General features: G+C 71.3%; 17 protein-coding genes. 3 read left to right on the top strand and 14 right to left on the bottom strand.

Annotation, left to right across the window (positions count from 1 at the left end):
- Positions 1–105 precede the first annotated feature (105 nt).
- From secG to ACFVHO_RS06940, 11 genes are all read right to left on the bottom strand, one after another.
- Positions 106–336 carry a preprotein translocase subunit SecG gene (secG, locus tag ACFVHO_RS06890; RefSeq protein WP_030358806.1) on the bottom strand — a complete coding sequence of 77 codons (231 nt, stop codon included), beginning with the start codon at positions 334–336 and terminating at the stop codon, positions 106–108.
- A 141-nt stretch (positions 337–477) separates the two neighbouring features.
- Positions 478–1,263 (bottom strand): triose-phosphate isomerase, encoded by a 786-nt coding sequence (tpiA, locus tag ACFVHO_RS06895; RefSeq protein ID WP_380851374.1) that lies wholly within the window; start codon positions 1,261–1,263, stop codon positions 478–480.
- Between the two features lie 8 nt (positions 1,264–1,271).
- Positions 1,272–2,483: a phosphoglycerate kinase gene (locus ACFVHO_RS06900; protein WP_385710978.1), complete on the bottom strand. Its 1,212-nt coding sequence runs from the start codon at positions 2,481–2,483 to the stop codon at positions 1,272–1,274.
- A gap of 126 nt (positions 2,484–2,609) precedes the next feature.
- Positions 2,610–3,620 (bottom strand): type I glyceraldehyde-3-phosphate dehydrogenase, encoded by a 1,011-nt coding sequence (gene gap / locus ACFVHO_RS06905; protein WP_030358803.1) that lies wholly within the window; start codon positions 3,618–3,620, stop codon positions 2,610–2,612.
- 187 nt (positions 3,621–3,807) lie between these two features.
- The gene (locus ACFVHO_RS06910; protein WP_385710981.1) at positions 3,808–6,777 is read right to left on the bottom strand and encodes a M14 family zinc carboxypeptidase; all 2,970 of its coding nucleotides are present in this window, start codon (positions 6,775–6,777) and stop codon (positions 3,808–3,810) included.
- A 216-nt stretch (positions 6,778–6,993) separates the two neighbouring features.
- Positions 6,994–7,983, bottom strand: coding sequence for a DNA-binding protein WhiA (gene whiA / locus ACFVHO_RS06915; RefSeq protein WP_030358801.1), 990 nt, complete (start codon positions 7,981–7,983; stop codon positions 6,994–6,996).
- Entirely contained in the window at positions 7,974–8,990 is a 1,017-nt protein-coding gene (gene yvcK / locus ACFVHO_RS06920) for a uridine diphosphate-N-acetylglucosamine-binding protein YvcK (RefSeq protein ID WP_385710983.1), read from the bottom strand. Before yvcK ends, whiA begins: the two co-directional genes overlap by 10 nt.
- A complete protein-coding gene (gene rapZ, locus ACFVHO_RS06925) occupies positions 8,987–9,922 on the bottom strand; it encodes an RNase adapter RapZ (protein ID WP_190116670.1) in 936 nt (311 codons plus the stop codon). Before rapZ ends, yvcK begins: the two co-directional genes overlap by 4 nt.
- The gene (uvrC, locus tag ACFVHO_RS06930; RefSeq protein ID WP_385710985.1) at positions 9,919–12,102 is read right to left on the bottom strand and encodes an excinuclease ABC subunit UvrC; all 2,184 of its coding nucleotides are present in this window, start codon (positions 12,100–12,102) and stop codon (positions 9,919–9,921) included. The genes rapZ and uvrC overlap by 4 nt, the downstream gene beginning before the upstream one ends.
- A 169-nt stretch (positions 12,103–12,271) precedes the next feature.
- Positions 12,272–13,153: a hypothetical protein gene (locus tag ACFVHO_RS06935; protein WP_385710987.1), complete on the bottom strand. Its 882-nt coding sequence runs from the start codon at positions 13,151–13,153 to the stop codon at positions 12,272–12,274.
- A 5-nt stretch (positions 13,154–13,158) separates the two neighbouring features.
- On the bottom strand, positions 13,159–13,806 hold the full coding sequence (locus ACFVHO_RS06940) for a papain-like cysteine protease family protein (protein WP_385710989.1): 648 nt from the start codon (positions 13,804–13,806) through the stop codon (positions 13,159–13,161).
- 231 nt (positions 13,807–14,037) lie between these two features.
- Here ACFVHO_RS06940 and ACFVHO_RS06945 point away from each other — a divergent pair, with 231 nt between their 5' ends.
- Entirely contained in the window at positions 14,038–15,009 is a 972-nt protein-coding gene (locus ACFVHO_RS06945; protein WP_385710991.1) for a hypothetical protein, read from the top strand.
- A 4-nt stretch (positions 15,010–15,013) separates the two neighbouring features.
- On the opposite strand, the gene ACFVHO_RS06950 is transcribed toward ACFVHO_RS06945, so the two are convergent.
- The gene (locus ACFVHO_RS06950; RefSeq protein WP_385710993.1) at positions 15,014–15,433 is read right to left on the bottom strand and encodes a Rieske (2Fe-2S) protein; all 420 of its coding nucleotides are present in this window, start codon (positions 15,431–15,433) and stop codon (positions 15,014–15,016) included.
- Positions 15,434–15,642: 209 nt separating this feature from the next.
- On the opposite strand from ACFVHO_RS06950, the gene ACFVHO_RS06955 reads away from it, so the two are divergent.
- Complete coding sequence (locus ACFVHO_RS06955; RefSeq protein ID WP_385710994.1) at positions 15,643–16,581, top strand: carbohydrate kinase; 939 nt, start codon at positions 15,643–15,645, stop codon at positions 16,579–16,581.
- On the opposite strand, the gene ACFVHO_RS06960 is transcribed toward ACFVHO_RS06955, so the two are convergent.
- Positions 16,571–17,431: a helix-turn-helix transcriptional regulator gene (locus ACFVHO_RS06960; protein ID WP_385710996.1), complete on the bottom strand. Its 861-nt coding sequence runs from the start codon at positions 17,429–17,431 to the stop codon at positions 16,571–16,573. The genes ACFVHO_RS06955 and ACFVHO_RS06960 overlap by 11 nt on opposite strands.
- A gap of 113 nt (positions 17,432–17,544) precedes the next feature.
- Between ACFVHO_RS06960 and ACFVHO_RS06965 the strand changes: the two genes are divergently transcribed.
- On the top strand, positions 17,545–18,114 hold the full coding sequence (locus tag ACFVHO_RS06965; RefSeq protein ID WP_385710998.1) for a YceI family protein: 570 nt from the start codon (positions 17,545–17,547) through the stop codon (positions 18,112–18,114).
- Positions 18,115–18,134: 20 nt separating this feature from the next.
- Here the strand turns inward: ACFVHO_RS06965 and ACFVHO_RS06970 are convergent, their stop codons facing one another.
- A complete protein-coding gene (locus tag ACFVHO_RS06970) occupies positions 18,135–18,926 on the bottom strand; it encodes a crotonase/enoyl-CoA hydratase family protein (protein WP_385711000.1) in 792 nt (263 codons plus the stop codon).
- Between the last annotated feature and the right edge of the window lie 184 nt (positions 18,927–19,110).

The raw sequence follows: 19,110 nt of genomic DNA on the forward strand, positions 1-19,110 counted from the left end.
AAGCCCCATGATAAGCCGCGCACGGGGGCGCGTACTGAACATGGGGCTATGAGCGGGACAGCGAACAGGACCGCAGCCGAAAGGGCGGGCGGCACCCATCTGCTGTCAGTTGTTGACCTTCATCAGGATGCCGAGCACGACAATGCTCGCGAACCACAGCAGACCGACCACGACCGTGATGCGGTCGAGGTTGCGCTCGGCGACCGAGGAGCCGCCGACGGAGGACTGCATGCCGCCACCGAACATGTCGGAAAGGCCGCCGCCCTTGCCCTTGTGCATCAGCACCAGCAGCATCAGCAGCAGGCTGAAGACGATCAGGGCGATCGAGAACCCCATAACCACGGCTGGACCAACTTCCTCGGATCTGAATCGACGACGGGGCCCGAAGCTCTTCGGTGAGCGCAATGGCTCAGAGAACAAGCCTCGGACCCCGCAAGGGTACGACGTATCGCCGCTAGCGCATACTCACTGGTCTCGTCACTGGTCGCCGAAGCGAACGATCTTGACGAACTCGTCGGCGTCGAGCGCCGCGCCGCCCACCAGGGCACCGTCGACGTCGGGCTGCGCCATGATGTCGGCGACGTTCTTCGCCTTCACGGAGCCGCCGTACTGGATGCGGACCTTGTCGGCGAGCTCCTGCGAGTACAGCTCGGCGAGGCGGCCGCGGATCGCCCCGCAGACCTCCTGGGCGTCCTCGGGGGTGGCGACCTCGCCGGTGCCGATGGCCCACACCGGCTCGTAGGCGATCACGATGGACTCGGCCTGCTCGGCCGGGACGTCCTTGAGGCCGCCGTCGAGCTGGTTCAGCGTGTACTGGACCTGCTGGCCGGCCTTGCGGATGTCCAGGCCCTCGCCGATGCACAGGATCGGCGTGATGCCGTGCTTGAAGGCGGCCTTGACCTTGGCGTTGCAGAGCTCGTCGGTCTCGTTGTGGTACTGACGGCGCTCGGAGTGGCCCACGGCCACGTACGTGCACTTCAGCTTGGCGAGCATCGGGCCCGAGATCTCGCCGGTGTAGGCGCCGGAGTCGTGCGCCGAGATGTCCTGGGCGCCGTACTTGATCTTGAGCTTGTCGCCGTCGACCAGCGTCTGCACGGAGCGCAGATCGGTGAAGGGCGGCAGGACGGCGACCTCGACGGCCTCGTAGTCCTTGTCGGCCAGCGCGAACGCGAGCTTCTGGGTGTGCGCGATGGCCTCGAGGTGGTTGAGGTTCATCTTCCAGTTGCCCGCCATGATCGGCGTGCGGGTGGTCTGATTCGTCATGAGGGGTGTCAGTTCTCCAGTGCGGCGAGACCGGGGAGCGTCTTGCCCTCGAGGTATTCGAGGGAGGCGCCGCCGCCGGTCGAGATGTGACCGAATGCGTTCTCGTCGAAGCCCAGGATGCGCACGGCCGCGGCGGAGTCGCCGCCACCGACGACCGTGAAGGCCGACGAGTCGAGAAGGGCCTGGGCGACCGCCTTGGTGCCCTCGGCGTAGTCGGGGTGCTCGAAGACGCCCATGGGGCCGTTCCAGAAGACGGTGGCGGCGTCGGCGAGCTTCGAGGCGTAGAGCTTGCGGGTCTCGGGGCCGATGTCGAGCCCCTCCTGGTCGGCCGGGATGGCGTCCGCGGCGACCGTGGTGGGGTTGGCCGGAGCCTTGGTCTTCAGGTCCGGGAAGTCCGTCGAGACCAGGACGTCGACGGGGAGCACGAACTCGACGCCCTTCTCCTCGGCGCGCTTCAGGTAACCGAGCACCGCCGGGATCTGGTCCTCCTGCAGCAGGGAGATGCCGACCTCGTGGCCCTGCGCCTTGAGGAAGGTGTACGCCATGCCGCCGCCGATGAGGATGCGGTCGGCCTTCTCCAGGAGGTGGTCGATCACACCGAGCTTGTCGGAGACCTTGGCGCCGCCGAGGACGACGGCGTAGGGCCGCTTGACGTCGTCGGTGAGCTTCTTCAGGACGCCGACCTCGGTGGCGATGAGGTAGCCCGCGTAGTGCGGCAGCTTGCCCGGCAGGTCGAAGACGGAGGCGTGCTTGCGGTGCACGGCGCCGAAACCGTCGCCTACGTAGACATCGGCCAGGGCCGCGAGCTGGTCGGCGAAGGCGCCGCGCTCGGCGTCGTCCTTGGAGGTCTCGCCCGCGTTGAAGCGCAGGTTCTCGATGACGGCGACCTGGCCGTCGGCGAGGTCGGCGACGGTGGCCTTGGCCGAGTCGCCGACGGTGTCGGTGGCGAACCGGACGTCGGCGCCCAGGAGTTCACCGATCCGCGCGGCGGCAGGGGCCAGCGAGAACGCCGGGTCCGGGGCGCCCTTGGGGCGGCCCAGGTGCGAGGCGACGACCACGCGGGCACCGGCGTCGGCGAGCGCCTTCACGGTGGGCAGGACCGCGCGGATGCGGCCGTCGTCGGTGATGGTCGTGCCGTCGAGCGGCACGTTGAGGTCGGCGCGGACGAAAACCCGCTTGCCTGCGACACCGTCGGCGAGAAGTTCGTCGATCGTCTTCATGTAATGGGACTCCGTGACTGGGACTTCTGGAGAGGGCTCACGCACCACAGGGTCCGAACCGCGCCACGTTGCGCTGTCCGGACCCTGTGCTCACATCGAGATGCCTGGCTCTGAGACGTTGACCGCTTAGAGCTGGCCGCCGACGAAGACCGTGAGGTCGACGAGGCGGTTGGAGTAGCCCCACTCGTTGTCGTACCAGCCGAGGATCTTCACCGACTTGCCCTCCTGGACCATGGTCAGGGAGGAGTCGAAGGTGCAGGAGGCCGGGTCGCTGACGATGTCGGACGACACGATCGGGTCCTCGGTGTAGTAGAGGATGCCCTTGAGGTCGCCGTCGTCGGCGGCCTTCTTGAACGCGGCGTTGACCTCGTCCTTGGTGACCTCGCGCTGCAGCTCGACGACCAGGTCGGTGGCGGAGCCCGTCGGGACCGGCACGCGCATGGCGATGCCGTCGAGCTTGCCCTTGAGCTGCGGCAGGACCAGGGCGGTGGCCTTCGCGGCACCGGTCGTGGTCGGGATGATGTTCTCGGCGGCGGCGCGGGCGCGGCGCAGGTCCGAGTGCGGGAAGTCCAGGATGCGCTGGTCGTTGGTGTACGCGTGGACCGTCGTCATCAGGCCCTTGACGATGCCGAAGTTCTCGTCGAGAACCTTGGCCATCGGCGCCACACAGTTGGTGGTGCAGGAGGCGTTGGAGATGACGTGGTGGTTGGCCGCGTCGTACTTGTCCTGGTTGACGCCCATCACGATGGTGATGTCCTCGTCCTTGGCCGGAGCCGAGATGAGGACCTTCTTCGCGCCACCGGCGATGTGCTTCTCGGCGTCCGCCTTCTTGGTGAAGATGCCGGTGGACTCGATCACGATGTCGACGCCCAGCTGGCCCCACGGGATGTCGGCGGGGTTGCGCTCGGACAGCACCTTGATGGTGTGGCCGTCGACGGTGATGGTGTCCTCGGTGTGCGACACCTCGGCCTTGAGGCGGCCCAGGATGGTGTCGTACTTGAGCAGGTGAGCCGTCGTGGCGGTGTCACCCAGGTCGTTGACAGCCACGATCTCGATGTCCGCACCCTGCTCGAGGAGCGCGCGGAAGTAGTTGCGCCCGATGCGGCCAAAGCCGTTGATGCCTACGCGGATCGTCACGAACCGATCTCCTCGTTGGTACGCCGGTCTGAGACGCCGGCGAGTTGTATGGGATGTCCCCGACCGCCTCCGACCCTACCTCTCCGGCGGCTCCGGGGTGACATCGACAGGGGCCCCGGCGGCCCGGTGGCCCGTACCCCCCAGTAGGGGCACGGGCCACCGGGACCTTGGTCCTGACTACGCAGCGTCAGCGGCGCAGGTGGTCCAGTGCCTTGCCCAGGAGCCGGGCCCGGTCGGCCGCCGAGGGCATGTGTTCGAGGCCGAAGCCGAGCAGCACGCTGTCACGCGCTGTGATCGCGGCGTGGGACTTGTAGAGCTCGCCGGTGCGCGCCCAGTCGCCCGTGATATTGGGGCTTCCGGGCGGGGCCGGGGCGACGGCCCAGGAGCCGAGCGAGGTCTCGAATCCCTCGGTCTCGGTGGCGCTCCCGCGGACGAAGAGCTGGGCGTTGTCGGCGAACAGGCCGCGGCCGCCGCTGCCGGGGTCGGTGACGGCGCTGAGCGAGACCTCCACCTTCTTGCCCGCGTAGGCGCCGAGGTCGAAGGCGACCTGCTTCCAGCCGCCGGAGGAGCCGGTGAAGCTGTTCCAGGAGCCGCTGCTGCCGCTCGCCGTGCAGCCCGTCGCGCCCTGCGTCAGATAGTGCTTCAGGAAGGGGTGGCCGTTGATGAGGAACCCGGCCGCGCACTGGGTGGGCACGGTGGCCGAGGAGCCGCCGTTGGTGTCGGGCAGCGTGGTCCAGTCGTCGGCACCCGTGGTGTGCGCCTCGAGCAGGCCGTGGTCGAAGCCGGGCTCCAGGTTCCAGTTGAGGGCGAGCCGCAGCTCCGGCTTGTCGGCGGCCGTGACGCCGGTCAGGTCGAAGGTGTGGGTGAGCCGCTTGTAGTCCCGGTCGGCGTGGGTCGCCGAGGCCATGCCCTGGCCCGCGAAGGGCGCGTAGGGGTTGCTGAGACCGGGGTAGGAGCCCGCCGCCGCGCTCTTGAACTGCGGGAAGTCCTTGGCGGGCAGGGTGTCGGAGGTGACGGTGAAGCGGCCCGCCTTGTCCAGCGGGTTGCCTTCGGCAGCGCCGAGCGCGCCGTCCGCCCCCGCGAGCGCCCCCGCGCCGCTGAAGCTCTTGGCGTCGGGCGCGGAGAGGCGTTCGTAGGCGCCCAGGTAGTACTGCGCGAAGTCGTCGGTGAGTGCCTCGCCGAGGTCGACGTCGCTGCCGGTCCGCTCGCCGGACTCGATCAGCTTGCCGCCCTCGTTGAGGTAGGCGCGCAGGGCGAGCTGGGTGGGCGCGCCGGGCACGGGGTCGCCGGTGTGGTGGACGACGGCGGAGAAGTGCGAGAGGACGCCGAGGGGGTGCGGGACGCCCTGCTTGGCGACGTCCCACACGGCGGCCGAGCGGCCGTTGGCTTTCAAGGCGTCGACGTACTTCTGGGTCTGGGTGGCCGGGGCGCCTTCCTCGGCGACCACGAGGGTGCTCGCCTTGGGGCGTTCGGCGACGGTGTACGTGAAGTGCTCGCTCTGCGTACGGCCCTTCTTCCCCTTCTTGTCGCGACCGCTGAACCACACCTCGACCTTGTCGCCCGCGCGGGCGCCCTCGACGTCGGCGCGGTACTGGTCGAAGTGCAGGTTGTCCTCGCCGCCGTAGGTCTCGCCGCCCTTCCAGGCCTTGAGCTTCTCGTCCTGCGTACGGCCGCCGTTGATCCGGTAGTTGAGCTCCTTGGCGCGCACGGACTTGCGGGCGGTGACGGCGACTTCCTGGTCCGCTCCGCGCGCGTACGACGTGCCGAAGGCGTCGAGCGTGAAGTCGGGGGCCTCGATGCCGGTGACCGACACCGGCTGGTCGGGGTGGAGCGCGGTCTCGGCGACGGCGAGCGCGAAGGGGACGTTCTTCGCGAACTCCTGCTGGATCAGCTTCTCGTCGTCGGGGAAGGTGAAGATGGACGCGCAGTCCTGGGGCCGCCAGGCGTCATTGGGGTCCACGTTCGACGCGGTCTGGCAGGTGGACATCTCCGGCGTGAACATCGGGATGCCGTTGACGTTGCCCGCGTGCCCGTCGGCCTCGCCGTTGGTGGTGTACAGCTCGGAGGACACCTGCGGGTGGTAGCCGGGGACGGCGGGCTTCTCGGGGGTGCCCGCGAGCGCCTTGTAGAGCACGTCGTCCGGGGTGGGCGTGGCGACCTGCCAGCCCACTCCGTAGAGGATCAGTTCGGCGGCGGAGTGGTAGTTGATGCCGTACGCGAAGCCGATGCGCTTCTGGAAGCTGTCGATCGCCTTGGTCTCGGGCTCGGACATCGGCCCGGTGCCGCGGTAGGTCTCCGAGGACGCCTCGGGCGAGGAACCCTCGTTGTCGTAGCCCCACTTGTAGGCGAAGTTTCTGTTCAGGTCGACGCCGTCGCCCGGGGCTATCTTTCCGTCGCCGTCGATGTCACGGAGGTTCTTGCGCCACTGCCGGTCGCCTCCGGCGGCGTGCGAGAAGTCGTAGCCGTCCGGGTTGGCGGAGAGCACGAACCACAGCTCGGTGGAGTTCACGAGCTTGGTGATCCGCTTGTCCTTGCCGTAGTTGTCGAGGTAGTGGTGCATCAGGCGGCGGGTCATCTCGGGGGTGATCCACTCGCGCGCGTGCTGGTTGGACATGTAGAGCGTGGCGGGCTTGGAGCCGTCCTTGGACTTCTTGGCGTTCTTGGAGAGCTTGAGCGCGAGGATGTCCTTGCCCTGGACCGTCTTGCCGATGGAGACAACCTTGGTGAGGCCGGGGTGGGCCTGCCCGGTCTTGACGATCTCCTCCTGGAGCCCGCCCTTTCCGCTGTACGGCCTGAAGACGCCGTCCCCCGCGGCCTTCACCCTCTTCGCGGCCGCCGCGGACACCCGGTGCTCGCTGAGGTCGATGCCCTTGCGCTCGATCGCCTTGGCCTGGCCCTCGGTCAGGTACAGCTCGACGCGGCCGGTGCCGCGCTCGGGTGCCTGTCCGGCGAGTTCGTGGGCGTCCTGCCCCGCCTCGACCAGGATCGGTATCTGCTTCTTGGTGACGTCGGCCTGGTAGACCTTGACGGCCGCCGGGTCGTCGGCGCCCGGAGCCTTGGCCGGTCCGCTCGCCTGGGCGTGCGGTGCGGCGGCGAGTCCGCCGACGAGCAGTGCGCTCGCGGCGAGGATCGATCTCGCGCTCGCTCTTCGTCTCATGAGCCCCCCTTGCAGTTGTCCGGCACGTTTGTGCGCGAACGCCAGGCTCGTCACGCTTCATGATCATGTCAATACGGCGGGTGAGCGGTTCCCGGGCGGTTCCCCGGCCGGGCCACGGGGCCCTCCGGGCACGGAGAAGCCGCCGGGCCCATGGGGGCACCGGCGGCTTCGGGGGCTGCGGCGGTCTCAGAGGATCGCGGCTCGCGCCACCGTGTCTCAGACGACCATGTTGTCGGCGAGCTCCTCGCTCAGGTTGGACTCCGTGCCGGGGATGCCGAGGTCCTGCGCCCGCTTGTCGGCCATGGCGAGCAGGCGGCGGATGCGGCCCGCGACGGCGTCCTTGGTCAGCGGCGGGTCGGCGAGCGCTCCCAGCTCCTCCAGGGAGGCCTGCTTGTGCTCCATGCGCAGCCGGCCCGCGGCCGCGAGGTGCTCGGGCACCTCCTCGCCGAGGATCTCCAGGGCGCGCTGCACCCGGGCCCCCGCGGCGACGGCGGCACGGGCCGAGCGGCGCAGGTTGGCGTCGTCGAAGTTGGCCAGGCGGTTGGCGGTGGCGCGGACCTCGCGCCGCATCCGCCGCTCCTCCCAGGCGAGCACCGACTCATGGGCGCCGAGCCGGGTCAGCAGGGCCCCGATGGCGTCCCCGTCCCGGACGACGACGCGGTCCACGCCGCGCACCTCCCGGGCCTTCGCGGCGATCTGCAGCCGCCGGGCCGCGCCGACCAGCGCGAGCGCCGCCTCCGGGCCCGGGCAGGTCACCTCCAGGGAGGAGGAGCGGCCGGGCTCGGTCAGCGAGCCGTGCGCGAGGAAGGCGCCGCGCCAGGCCGCCTCGGCGTCGCAGGTGGCCCCCGAGACCACCTGCGGGGGCAGGCCGCGGATGGGGCGGCCGCGGCCGTCCACCAGGCCGGTCTGGCGGGCCAGCTGGTCGCCGCCCGCGACCACCCGAACGACGTAGCGCGAGCCGCGGCGCAGGCCGCCGGGGGCCATCACGATCAGCTCCGAGCTGTGCCCGAAGATCTCCAGGATGTCCCGCTTGAGGCGGCGCGCCGCCATCGCGGTGTCCAGCTCCGCCTCGATCACGATGCGGCCGCTCACCAGGTGCAGACCGCCCGCGAACCGCAGGATCGACGAGACCTCTGCTTTTCTGCAGCAGGTCCGGGTGACGGGGAGCCGGGAGATCTCGTCCTTCACCGCTGCCGTCATCGCCATGGGCCGATCCTTCCATGCATCCGAAAAATACGGTCGTACGCGGCGGCCAGCAGCTCCGGGTCGTGCTTCGGGCTGCCGTCCTCGCGGGCCACCGGCGCCAGCTCCACCGTGGCGCCGAACCGCTTGGCGGCGTCGGTCAGGGATCCACGGTCGGGCACGGCGGCCTCGTCGGCCAGCACCACGTCCAGGGCGAGTTTAGGGGCGTGTCGGGCCAAAACCTCCAAATGACGCTGCGGAGAGAACCCCTCGGTTTCTCCGGGTTGCGGCGCGAGGTTGAGCGACAGGACCCGGCGGGCCTTGGTCTCGGTGAGCGCGTCGAGCAGCTCGGGCACCAGGAGGTGCGGGATCACCGAGGAGAACCAGGACCCGGGGCCGAGAACCACCCAGTCGGCGTCAAGGACGGCGGCGACGGCCTCCGGCACGGCCGGCGGGTCGTGCGGAACGACGTGCACGGACTGCACCTCGCCCGGGGTGAGCGCGACGGTGGCCTGGCCGCGGACGGTGTCCACGTCGTCGGGGCGGTCCGGGTCGTGGCCCTTGACCAGCGCCTGGAGCTCCAGCGGCACCGCGGACATGGGCAGCACCCGCCCGTGCGCGCCGAGCAGCCTGCCGACCAGGTCCAGGGCCTGGACGTGGTCGCCGAGCTGTTCCCACAGGGCGACGATCAGCAGATTGCCCACCGCGTGCTCGTGCAGGTCGCCGCGGGACTGGAAGCGGTGCTGGATGACGCGGGACCAGGTCTGGCCCCAGTCGTCGTCGCCGCACAGCGCGGCGAGCGCCTTGCGCAGGTCGCCGGGCGGCAGCACGCCCAGCTCGGCGCGCAGCCGCCCGCTGGAGCCGCCGTCGTCGGCGACCGTCACCACGGCGGTGAGGTCGCCGGTGATGCGGCGCAGCGCGGCGAGCGACGCGGACAGGCCCATGCCGCCGCCGAGGGCGACGACCTTGGGCTGGGTGCCCCGCTTGCGGCCCAGGCGGTTCAGGCGGAGCACCCGGCGGTTGGGCTTCATTCGCGCCCCATGTCCCGGTGGACGAGGACGGTCTCGATCCCGGCGGCGGTGAGGCGGGCGGCCAGCTTCTCCGAGGTGGCGACCGAGCGGTGCTTGCCGCCCGTACAGCCCACGGCGATGGTCACGTACCGCTTGCCCTCGCGGCGGTAGCCCGCGGCGATCAGCTGGAGCAGTTCGGTGTAGCGGTCGAGGAACTCCTTGGCGCCGGGCTGGTTGAAGACGTACGCCGACACCTCCTCGTTCAGGCCGGTGTACGGGCGCAGCTCGGGGACCCAGTGCGGGTTGGGCAGGAAGCGCATGTCGACGACGAGGTCGGCGTCGACCGGCAGGCCGTACTTGAACCCGAAGGACATGACCGTGGCCCGCAGCTCGGGCTCCTCGTCGCCCGCGAACTGGGCGTCCATCTTGGCGCGCAGCTCGTGCACGTTCAGGCTGGAGGTGTCGATGACCAGGTCGGCGTCGCCGCGCAGCTCGCGCAGGAGCTCGCGCTCGGCCGCGATGCCGTCGACGATGCGGCCGTCGCCCTGCAGCGGGTGCGGGCGGCGCACCGACTCGAAGCGGCGCACCAGGGCGTCGTCGGAGGACTCCAGGAACACGATGCGCCGGGTGACGTGCTTGGACTCCAGGTCCGCGAGGGACTGGCGCAGGTTGTCGAAGAAGCGGCGGCCGCGGACGTCGACGACGACCGCGATGCGCGCGACGTTGCCCTGGGAGCGGGCGCCCAGCTCCACCATGGTGGGGATCAGCGCGGGCGGCAGGTTGTCGACGACGAACCAGCCGAGGTCCTCCAGGCACTTCGCGGCCGTGGAGCGTCCCGCGCCGGACATCCCGGAGATGATCACCAGCTCGGGGATGGCCGCCTCCGCGGCTTCGCCCGGTTCGATGGTCGTGCCCGTACTCACTTGTTCTCCGCCTTCGTCGTGCTCGCTCATGTCTCCATCCCCCGTCGTGTCCGTGCGGCGCCCACGCGTGTGGGCGCCTCGCTGTCGCCCGGGCCCCCGGTCGTGTCGGGCCCGTCGTCGTGCGAGTCTTCCGCCTGTGCGGAATGCCCGCCGCCGTCGGACGAGTCTCCCGCGTGCGCGGGCTGCTCGCCGTGGCCGGAGTCACCCGCCGTCGCGGATTCCTCCTCTTCCATGATCTCTCCAGTCGCGGTGTTCACCGCGGGCGCCGCCGGGGCGGCCTGGGCGAAGGCCGCGAGGACGGCCTCCGCCGTCTTGCGGCCTATGCCCGGGACCTCGCAGATCTGGTCGATGGTCGCGGACCGGAGTTTCTTCACCGAACCGAAGTGCTTGATCAGTGTCTGTTTGCGAGCCTCGCCCAGGCCGGGCACCGCGTCCAACGGGCTCGCCTTGAAGCGCTTGGTCCGCTTCGACCGCTGGTAGCTGATCGCGAACCGGTGAGCCTCGTCACGCACCCGCTGGAGCAGATAGAGCCCCTCGCTGGTGCGCGGCAGGATCACCGGGTCGTCCTCGCCGGGCACCCAGACCTCTTCCAGGCGCTTGGCGAGGCCGCAGACCGCGATGTCGTCGATGCCCAGCTCGTCCAGGGCCCGCTGGGCGGCTGCGACCTGCGGCCGACCGCCGTCGACGACGACGAGCTGCGGCGGGTACGCGAACTTCTTGGGCCGCCCGTCCTCCTCGGTGAGGCTCTCCTGGGCCTCCTCCGGGGACCACTCCCCCGTCTTCTCCTTCTCGGCCAGATAGCGCCGGAAGCGCCGGCTGAGCACTTCGTGCATGGAGCGGACGTCGTCCTGCCCCTCGCCGTGCCAGATCTGCGTGTCTCCGACACGACCCTTGATCTGGAAGCGGCGGTACTCGCTCTTGCGGGCGAGGCCGTCCTCGAAGACGACCATGGAGGCGACCACGTCGTCGCCCTGGAGGTGCGAGATGTCGTAGCACTCGATGCGCAGGGGCGCGCTGTCGAGGTCCAGGGCGGCCGCGATCTCCTCCAGGGCCCGGGAGCGGGTCGTGAGGTCGGAGGCGCGCTTGGTCTTGTGCAGCACGAGGGACTGCTGGGCGTTGCGCGCGACGGTCTCCATGAGGTCCCTCTTGTCGCCGCGCTGCGGGACGCGCAGCGACACGTTCGACCCGCGGCGCTGGGTGAGCCACTCCTGGACCGGCTCCACGGGGTCGGGCACGGCGGGGACGAGCACCTCCTTGGGGACGGCGTCGCCCGTCTCCTCTCCGTAGAGCTGCTGGAGCGCGTGTTCCACGAGGTCGGCCGTGGTGACCGCCTCGACCTTGTCGGTGACCCAGCCGCGCTGGCCGCGCACGCGTCCGCCGCGCACGTGGAAGATCTGGACGGCGGCCTCCAGCTCGTCCTCGGCGACGGCGATCAGGTCGGCGTCGGTGGCGTCGGCGAGGACGACGGCGCTCTTCTCCATCGCCTTCTTGAGGGCGTCTATGTCGTCGCGCAGCCGGGCCGCGCGCTCGTACTCCATGTCCTCGGCGGCGTCCGTCATCTGCCGCTCCAGGCGCCGGATGTACGTCCCCGTGCGGCCGGTCATGAACTCGCAGAAGTCCTCGGCCAGTTCGCGGTGCTCCTCGACGGAGACCCGGTCCACGCAGGGCGCCGAGCACTTGCCGATGTAGCCGAGCAGGCAGGGGCGGCCGGTGCGGGCGGCGTTCTTGAAGACTCCGGCGGAGCAGGTGCGGACGGGGAACACGCGCAGGAGCAGGTCCACGGTGTCGCGGATCGCCCACGCGTGGCCGTAGGGACCGAAGTAGCGCACGCCCTTCTTCTTCTGACCGCGCATCACCTGCACGCGCGGGAACTGCTCGTTCATCGTCACCGCGAGGTACGGGTAGCTCTTGTCGTCGCGGTACTTGACGTTGAACCGCGGGTCGTACTCCTTGATCCAGGTGTACTCCAGCTGGAGTGCCGCGGTCTCCGTGGCGACGACCGTCCACTCGACGGACGCCGCCGTCGTCACCATCGTGGCCGTGCGCGGGTGCAGGTTCGCCAGGTCCTGGAAGTAGCTCGCCAGGCGCTGGCGCAGGCTCTTGGCCTTCCCGACGTAGATCACCCGGCGGTGCTCGTCGCGGAATTTGTAGACCCCCGGCGAGTCGGGGATCTGTCCCGGCTTGGGGCGGTAGCTGGAAGGGTCGGCCATGTCGGACAGCCTACTGGCGAGCAGTGACAGTCAGTCGCGGTGACCAGGCGGTGCCGATGCCGGTGGCCCGTCCGCTTCTCCCCCGCCTCGGCGCGTCCCGGGCGACCGCCCGCGAGTGCACCCGCCCGCCCTGTGAGGGGCGGGCGGGTGGGGAACGTCCCGGACGACCTCAGCCGAGGCGCCGCGAGCGCCGCCGCACGAGAGCCGCCCCGGACAGGCCGAGCGCGACCAGCGCCCCGGCTCCGGCCACGGTGGAGGCGACGGTCACCGCCCCATCGGAGGAGGACGAGGAGGACGAGGCGGACTCAGCGGTCCGGGCCGCCTCGGCCGGCTCGGCCGCCGGTTCCTCGGCGTAGCCGCCCGCCTTGCCGGACTTGGCGTACGCCGACCCCGGCAGCTTGTCCCCGTACGCCTTCTGGACCCGCTTGCGGTAGGCGTCGGTCGAGGTCCCCTCCGCGCCGACCGCGCGTATCGCGTCCTTGTCGAGGGGCAGCACGCGCGCCCCCTTGGTGACGTACCAGCCGTTGATCTGCGGCTCGTGGAAGACGGTGCCTCCGGGGAGCTTGTCGGCACCCACGCGCGCGTAGTGCGTCTCGTCGTCCCCGGTGGCGATGTTCACGATCTTCCAGGAGCCCTCCTGCCGGACGGACCAGAGCGATGCCTCCTGGCCGTCGGAGGAGACCGCCTTGCTGGCCAGGAACTCCATGCGGGCGACAGGCGCGTCCTTCTTGCCCGCGACGAAGTCGGGCGACAAGTAGTAGACGGGCACGGCCTTGTCTCCCGCCACGCGCGGCTCGGCCGCGGCCTTCGTGACGGCTCCCTCGCGGGCGAAGAAGCGGGAGAGCGTGTCGAGGGTCTTCGGGGCCTCGGCCGCGTCGTGGGCGGCGCCGCGGGCGGCGTCCGAGGGCGCCGAGGGGGCTGGCGGCGCGGGCCGCGCGGCCGGACCGGAGTCGGCCGTGGCGTGCGGGGCCGCGAGGCCGAGGAGCAGCGCGGCGGCCGAGCCGGCGAGCACGGCTTGCAGCGCGCGACCGGAGGAAAGGGGACTGGTCATCGCTCTCACGCCCCTATCCGGTACAGCGAGTGGGTCCAGGAGAAGGTGTTGTTGTTGACGTACCAGTCGTGCGAGGCCCAGTTGTAGCGGTCGCTGGAGGGCCATGGGTCGCCCCAGTACACCCAGCTGTTGGCGGTGTCGTAGCCGTAGATGACGTGCATGTGGCCGCCGCCGTTGGACCACTGGATGCGGGTCTCGACGGGCCGGTTCGCGTTGATCTCCGACTGCACGGTGGGGTAGCGCAGCCAGCCGGTGACGTACGAACCGGAGTTGATGCCCGCCCAGCGGAGGCCGGTCTGCACATTGCCGAGGGTGGCCTGGTTGTTGGGGCACTCGGTGTTCTGGTTGCGGCCGAAGGCGGCGTTGCAGAACTGGTTCTGGCTGTAGTTCTTGCCGAGGTACGTGGCGATGGTGTTGCCCGCCGCGGCCCAGCACCAGTTGGTCTTCTGCTGCGCCTGCATGGTGATGTTCAGGCGCTTGGCGGCGAGGACCGACGGGTCGGCCGCTCCCGAGGCGGCCGGAGCGACGGTCGACGACGTGTCGTGGGGTGCCGCGGCGGCGGTGGCCGCCGGTACGGCAAGGAAGGCCGCCGCGGCGACGGCCAGTGCGGACAGCCGTCTGCGACGGCTCAACCCGCGGGTGGAGTGGTGCATCGCGTTCCTCCCGAGCGGAGTGGGGGTGGGATGTGGAGGAGCGCGTCCGGACGCTGCGATTGAGCATCAGGTGTTGTCCAGTGCAGGTCAACACGCTTCAATGCGGCATGGTTTGAAGCGTGAACAACGGCGTACATCTGTGAACGCCGGTCGCACGCTCACCTGGCCACCCGCTTCGACCGGGGCTCATACCCGCACGGCCGGAGTGAACGTTCACAGAAAGGACCTGCGGTGCGGAACGTCACCCCCCACGCAACGCCCCACACGACGCCCCTCGCGGACGACACCCCGGCAGACCTCGCCACCGCCCTGCGCACCGGCCCGTTCCACGTGGCCCTGCGCGCCGCCATCGCCGCCCGGCGCCTGCCCCTGCAACGGGTGCGCCACCATCTCGCACGCGCGGGCGTCCACGTCGGCGTGACCAGTCTGAGCTACTGGCAGCAGGGCGCGCGCCGCCCCCAGCGCGCCGAGTCGCTACGGGCCGTACGCGCCCTGGAGGAGATCCTGCGGCTGCCGGACGAATCACTCATCCGGCTCCTCGCCCAGGCCGAGGAGCGTATCAACACCGAGCGCCCCGCGGCCCGTTCGTACCGTTCCCTGGTGGAGGCCTCCGACGTCCTGCAGTCGCTCCTCGCGGACCTGGAGTCCCCGCTCGACGGCGGCCTGCACACCGTCGGACACCATGAGCGCATACGCATAGGCGCACACCGTGAACTGCTGGGACGCGATTCCCAGCACGTCGTGCGCGCCCACACGGACGGGATCGACCGCTATCTGGCCATCCACCACGGGGACCCCGGCTGCGCCCCGGAGCGGATGGAGGTGCGGGCCCTGGAGAACTGCCGCACCGGGCGGGTGCGCTGGCACCACGACACGGGTGTCCTGGTCGCGGAGCTGCTGTTCGACGCCCGGCTGCGCGCGGGCGAGACCCATCTGTTCTGTTACGGCTTCGAGGACGGCACGGCCGGGACGAGCGCCGAGTACGTACGCGGCTTCAGCTTCACCGGTGGCCAGTACGCCCTCCAGGTCCGCTTCGCCGAGGACGCCCTGCCCGTACGCTGCCACCGCTTCACGCAGCGGTCGGCGGCCGCGCCGCGCCTCGGCCTGCGGGAGCTGACGCTCAGCGGCAGCCATCGGTCGGTGCACCTCGTGGAGCCGCAGGTGCGGGCCGGGATCATCGGGATCGGCTGGGACTGGGAGTGACCCCTCAGGCCCCCGGGCCCGCCACGATCTTGCCGCCCGCGACCTTCACCGGCAGCTCCTCCAGGGGCGACACGGCGGGCTCGCGCAGCACCTTGCCGTTCCTCGCGTCGAACTGGCTGCCGTGGCACTGGCAGGTCAGCTTGGCGCCCTGAAGCTTCTCGATGGGGCACCGCGCGTGCGTGCAGATGCTGCTGAAGGCCTTGTACTCGTCGTCGGCGATCCGGCTGACCACCACGTTCTCGTCCTGGTAGAGCTTCGATCCGCCCACCGGCACCTCGTCGGCCGCGCCCAGGTCCACCGGCTCGGTCGGCGCGGAACGGCTGCCGTTGCCACCGGAGGAGCAGGCGGTGAGCCCGAGCCCGACGGCCGGGGCGAGGGCGGCCGCGCGCAGCACGGTGCGACGGGCGGGGGACGTGCCGGGCATGAAGTCTCCACAGGTCAGGCTGGTTCGGCGACGAATCGACCTTACCGGTGGGGGGTCGTGTGACCGGGTGGGGCTCCGGGGTGCCCGAGTGCCGCCCGCATCGGTCGCTTCCGCCGGGTCTGGCTTTAGCCTGTCCGCAGGCGGAGGCCGGGGCTCCAGGACGCCGGAACGCCCGACCGCCGGAGCCGTACGCCGGGAAGGAACCCTCAGTGATAGTCGTCGCAGGAGAGGCCCTCATCGACCTCGTGCCGCAGGACGCGCCGCGGGACGCGCGGGACCCCGCGCTGCCCGACCTGGCGCCGCGCCTCGGCGGCGGGCCGTACAACACGGCCGTCGCGCTCGGCCGCCTCGGCTCCCCCACCGCCTTCTGCTCCCGGGTCTCGCTCGACGCGTTCGGCGAGGCGCTGCTCGCGCGCCTGCGGGCGGCGGACGTCGACGTCTCCTACGTCCAGCGCGGCCCCGAGCCGACGACCCTGGCCCTCACCTCGATCGCCACCGACGGCTCGGCCGCGTACTCCTTCTACGTGGACGGCACCGCCGACCGGCTCTTCGCCGTGCCGCGCCGGGTCCCGGACGGCGTGCGGGCGATGTCCTTCGGGACCTGCTCGCTCGTCCTGGAGCCGGGCGCGAGCGCGTACGAGGAGCTGATGCGGCGCGAGGCGGCCCGCGGCGTCTTCACGGCGCTCGACCCCAACATCCGCCCCGGCCTCATCGCCGACGCGGACGCCTACCGCGCCCGGTTCAAGAGCTGGCTGCCGGCGGTGGCACTCCTGAAGCTGTCCGAGGAGGACGCCCGCTGGCTGGGCGGCACGCCCGAGGAGTGGCTGGCGTCGGGCCCGGCGGCCGTGGTCGTGACGCGGGGCGGCGACGGCCTGTCCGTCTTCACGCGCGCCGACGGGGAGATCTCGGTGCCGGGTGTCGCGGTCGACGTCGTGGACACGATCGGCGCGGGCGACACGGTGAACGCGGCGCTGCTGCACTCCCTGGCCGCGCGGGACGCCCTGTCCGCGCGGGCGGCGGCGGGGCTCGGCGGCGGCGCCTGGGCCGAGGTGCTGCGGTTCGCGGCGCGGGCGGCGGCGGTCACCTGCTCGCGGGCGGGGGCGGAGCCGCCGTACGCGCGGGAGTTGGACGAGGGCCTCAGCCGCTGACCGCGCGCAGGCCGCCCGGCTGGCGGCCGTTGAGCTGGTCGAGCGCCGCCGAGGTGGCGTCGTCGGCCGGGAGGTGGACGAGGAGGCGCTGGCCGTCGACGTCGGGCAGCGCCAGCGTCTCGTACGAAAGCCGCAGCGGACCCACCTGCGGGTGTGCCAGGCGCTCCACGCCGCTGCGGCGCGGCAGGCCGGGCACGGCCTCGATGCGATCGGCGAACGGCGCCCCCGCGAGCACCGTCAACTCGTCGACGAACTGCACCACATGGGGGTCGATCATCGGCGATTCGTTCCTGAGGTGCGCGATCTGCTCGTCGGCGACGCGGTCCCACTCGGGGAAGACGGTGCGGGCCCGCTCGTCGGTGAAGACGAACCGCAGCAGGTTGGGCCGGTCGCCGTCGAGCAGGCCGAGGGGGCGGGCGAGCCGTTCGTAGCCCGTCGTGTACGTGAGGACGTCGCTGAGCCGGTTGAGCAGCACGGCCGGGGTGGGTTCGAGGCGGTCGACCAGGGCGCGCACGGTGGGCCGCACGGACAGGGCCGGGGGCGGGGCCGCGGAGCAGCAGGGGTTGTCGGCGCCGTTGCTCGCCTTCTCCAGGCGGCGCAGGTGGATGCGCTCCTCCACGGTCAGCCGGAGGGTGTCGGCGAGTGAACCGAGCACGGACGGCGACGGGTTGCGGTCGCGGCCCTGTTCCAGGCGGGTCAGGTACTCGACGCTGATGCCGGCGAGGGTGGCGACTTCGGAGCGGCGCAGTCCGGGGGTGCGGCGGCGCGGGCCGCTGGGCAGGCCCACTTCGGTGGGGGTGACGGCCTCGCGGCGGGCACGCAGGAAGGCTCCCAGCTCGTTCTCGCTCACCGTTCGAACGTACCAGGGTGGTTCCTGGGGCCGCCGCCCCTGATGGTGGCCCTGCCACTACCAGTCTCCGCCCGGCCTTCCTCGGGTTCGGCGGCCGCCGCAGAGTGGACGGCATGACCACCGAGACCAACACCACTGACGCTGCCGCCACCACCGCCCTGCCGCTGCCGGCGGGCCGCTGGGCGCTCGACCCGCTGCACTCCGCCGTGAACTTCACCATCCGCCACCTGGGCATCTCCAAGGTGCGGGGCCGTTTCACCGAGTTCGACGCGGAGCTGGTGGTGGGCGAGACCCTCGACGACACGGTGGTGAACGCCACCATCGCCCTCGCGTCGATCGACACCGGCAACCCGGACCGGGACGCGCACGTCCGCGCCTCCGACCTGCTCGACGTGGAGAAGCGCCCGACGATGGCGTTCCGCTCGGCCCGGATCTCCGGTTCCGGCGAGGACTGGACGATGGCGGGCGAGCTGACCATCGGCGATGTCACCCGCCCGGTGACGCTGGCCGTGGAGTTCGGCGGTCTCGGCGATTTCGGCGACACCCGCCACGCCGGTTTCGAGGCGACGGGCGAGATCCGCCGCAGCGAGTACGGCCTGACGTTCGCCCCCGGCATGCTCGGCGAGGCTGTGAAGATCCAGCTGGACATGCAGTTCCTGGAGCCGGGCAAGGGCGAGGCGTAGGGCCCCCGGGCCCGGGAGGTTCAGCTCGTCCCGAAGGCGCCGTGCCGTCCCGCTCCGGCGGCGAACCGCGCGGCGCCCTCTGCCGCTTCCCCGAGGGCGTGCAGACCGTGGGCCAACTCGCCCGCGAGCGCCTGCTGTTCGGGGAGGCCGTGCTGTTCGCGGGCGGAGAGCCGGTCGTGCCGCAGGCAGGTCTGGGGGAACGCGGCGATCTCGGCGGCGAGTCGCTCGGCCGCCGCGCGGGCGGTGCCGTGCGCCACGACGCGGTTGACCAGGCCCATGCCCAGCGCCTCCGCCGCGTCGACGGGGCGGCCGGTGAGGATGAGGTCCAGGGCGCGTCCCTCGCCGATGATCCGGGGCAGCCGCACCGTCCCGCCGTCGATGAGCGGCACGCCCCAGCGGCGGCAGAACACCCCGAGCACGGCGTCGTCCTCGGCGACCCTGAGGTCGCACCAGAGCGCGAGTTCGAGTCCGCCCGCGACGGCGTGCCCGGAGATCGCGGCGACGACGGGCTTGGACAGGCTGAGGCGTGTGGGCCCCATCGGCCCGTCGTTCTCCCCGTCGACCTCGGCGACCTCGTTCCCTTCCGGGGTTCCCAACGCCTTCAGGTCGGCGCCCGCGCAGAAGGTGCCTCCTTCGCCCCACAGCACGGCGACGGATGCCTCCGGGTCGGCCTCGAAGTCCCGAAAGGCATCGGCGAGGGCCCGCGCGGTGGGCCTGTCCACGGCGTTGCGCACCTCGGGCCGCGACAGGACGACGGTGGTGACGGCTCCCTTCCGTTCGCTCCGCACGGACGGGGCGGCTGCGGCTGACATCTCGTACGCCTCCTTGGTCGCTGTGGTGCGTCGGACGGTGGTGCGTGACCGGTGGTGCGTTGTTCGGTGGACGGCGGGCGGTGGACGGCGGGCGGTGGGTGCGTCGGACGGTACGCGAGTTGAGCCGTGTACGCGTTGGGCGGTGGGAAAGACGCAGCGCGCCGCCCCTGTGCGGGGCGGCGCG

The organism is Streptomyces sp. NPDC127108, from assembly GCF_042677545.1.
Classification (GTDB): Bacteria; Actinomycetota; Actinomycetes; order Streptomycetales; family Streptomycetaceae; genus Streptomyces.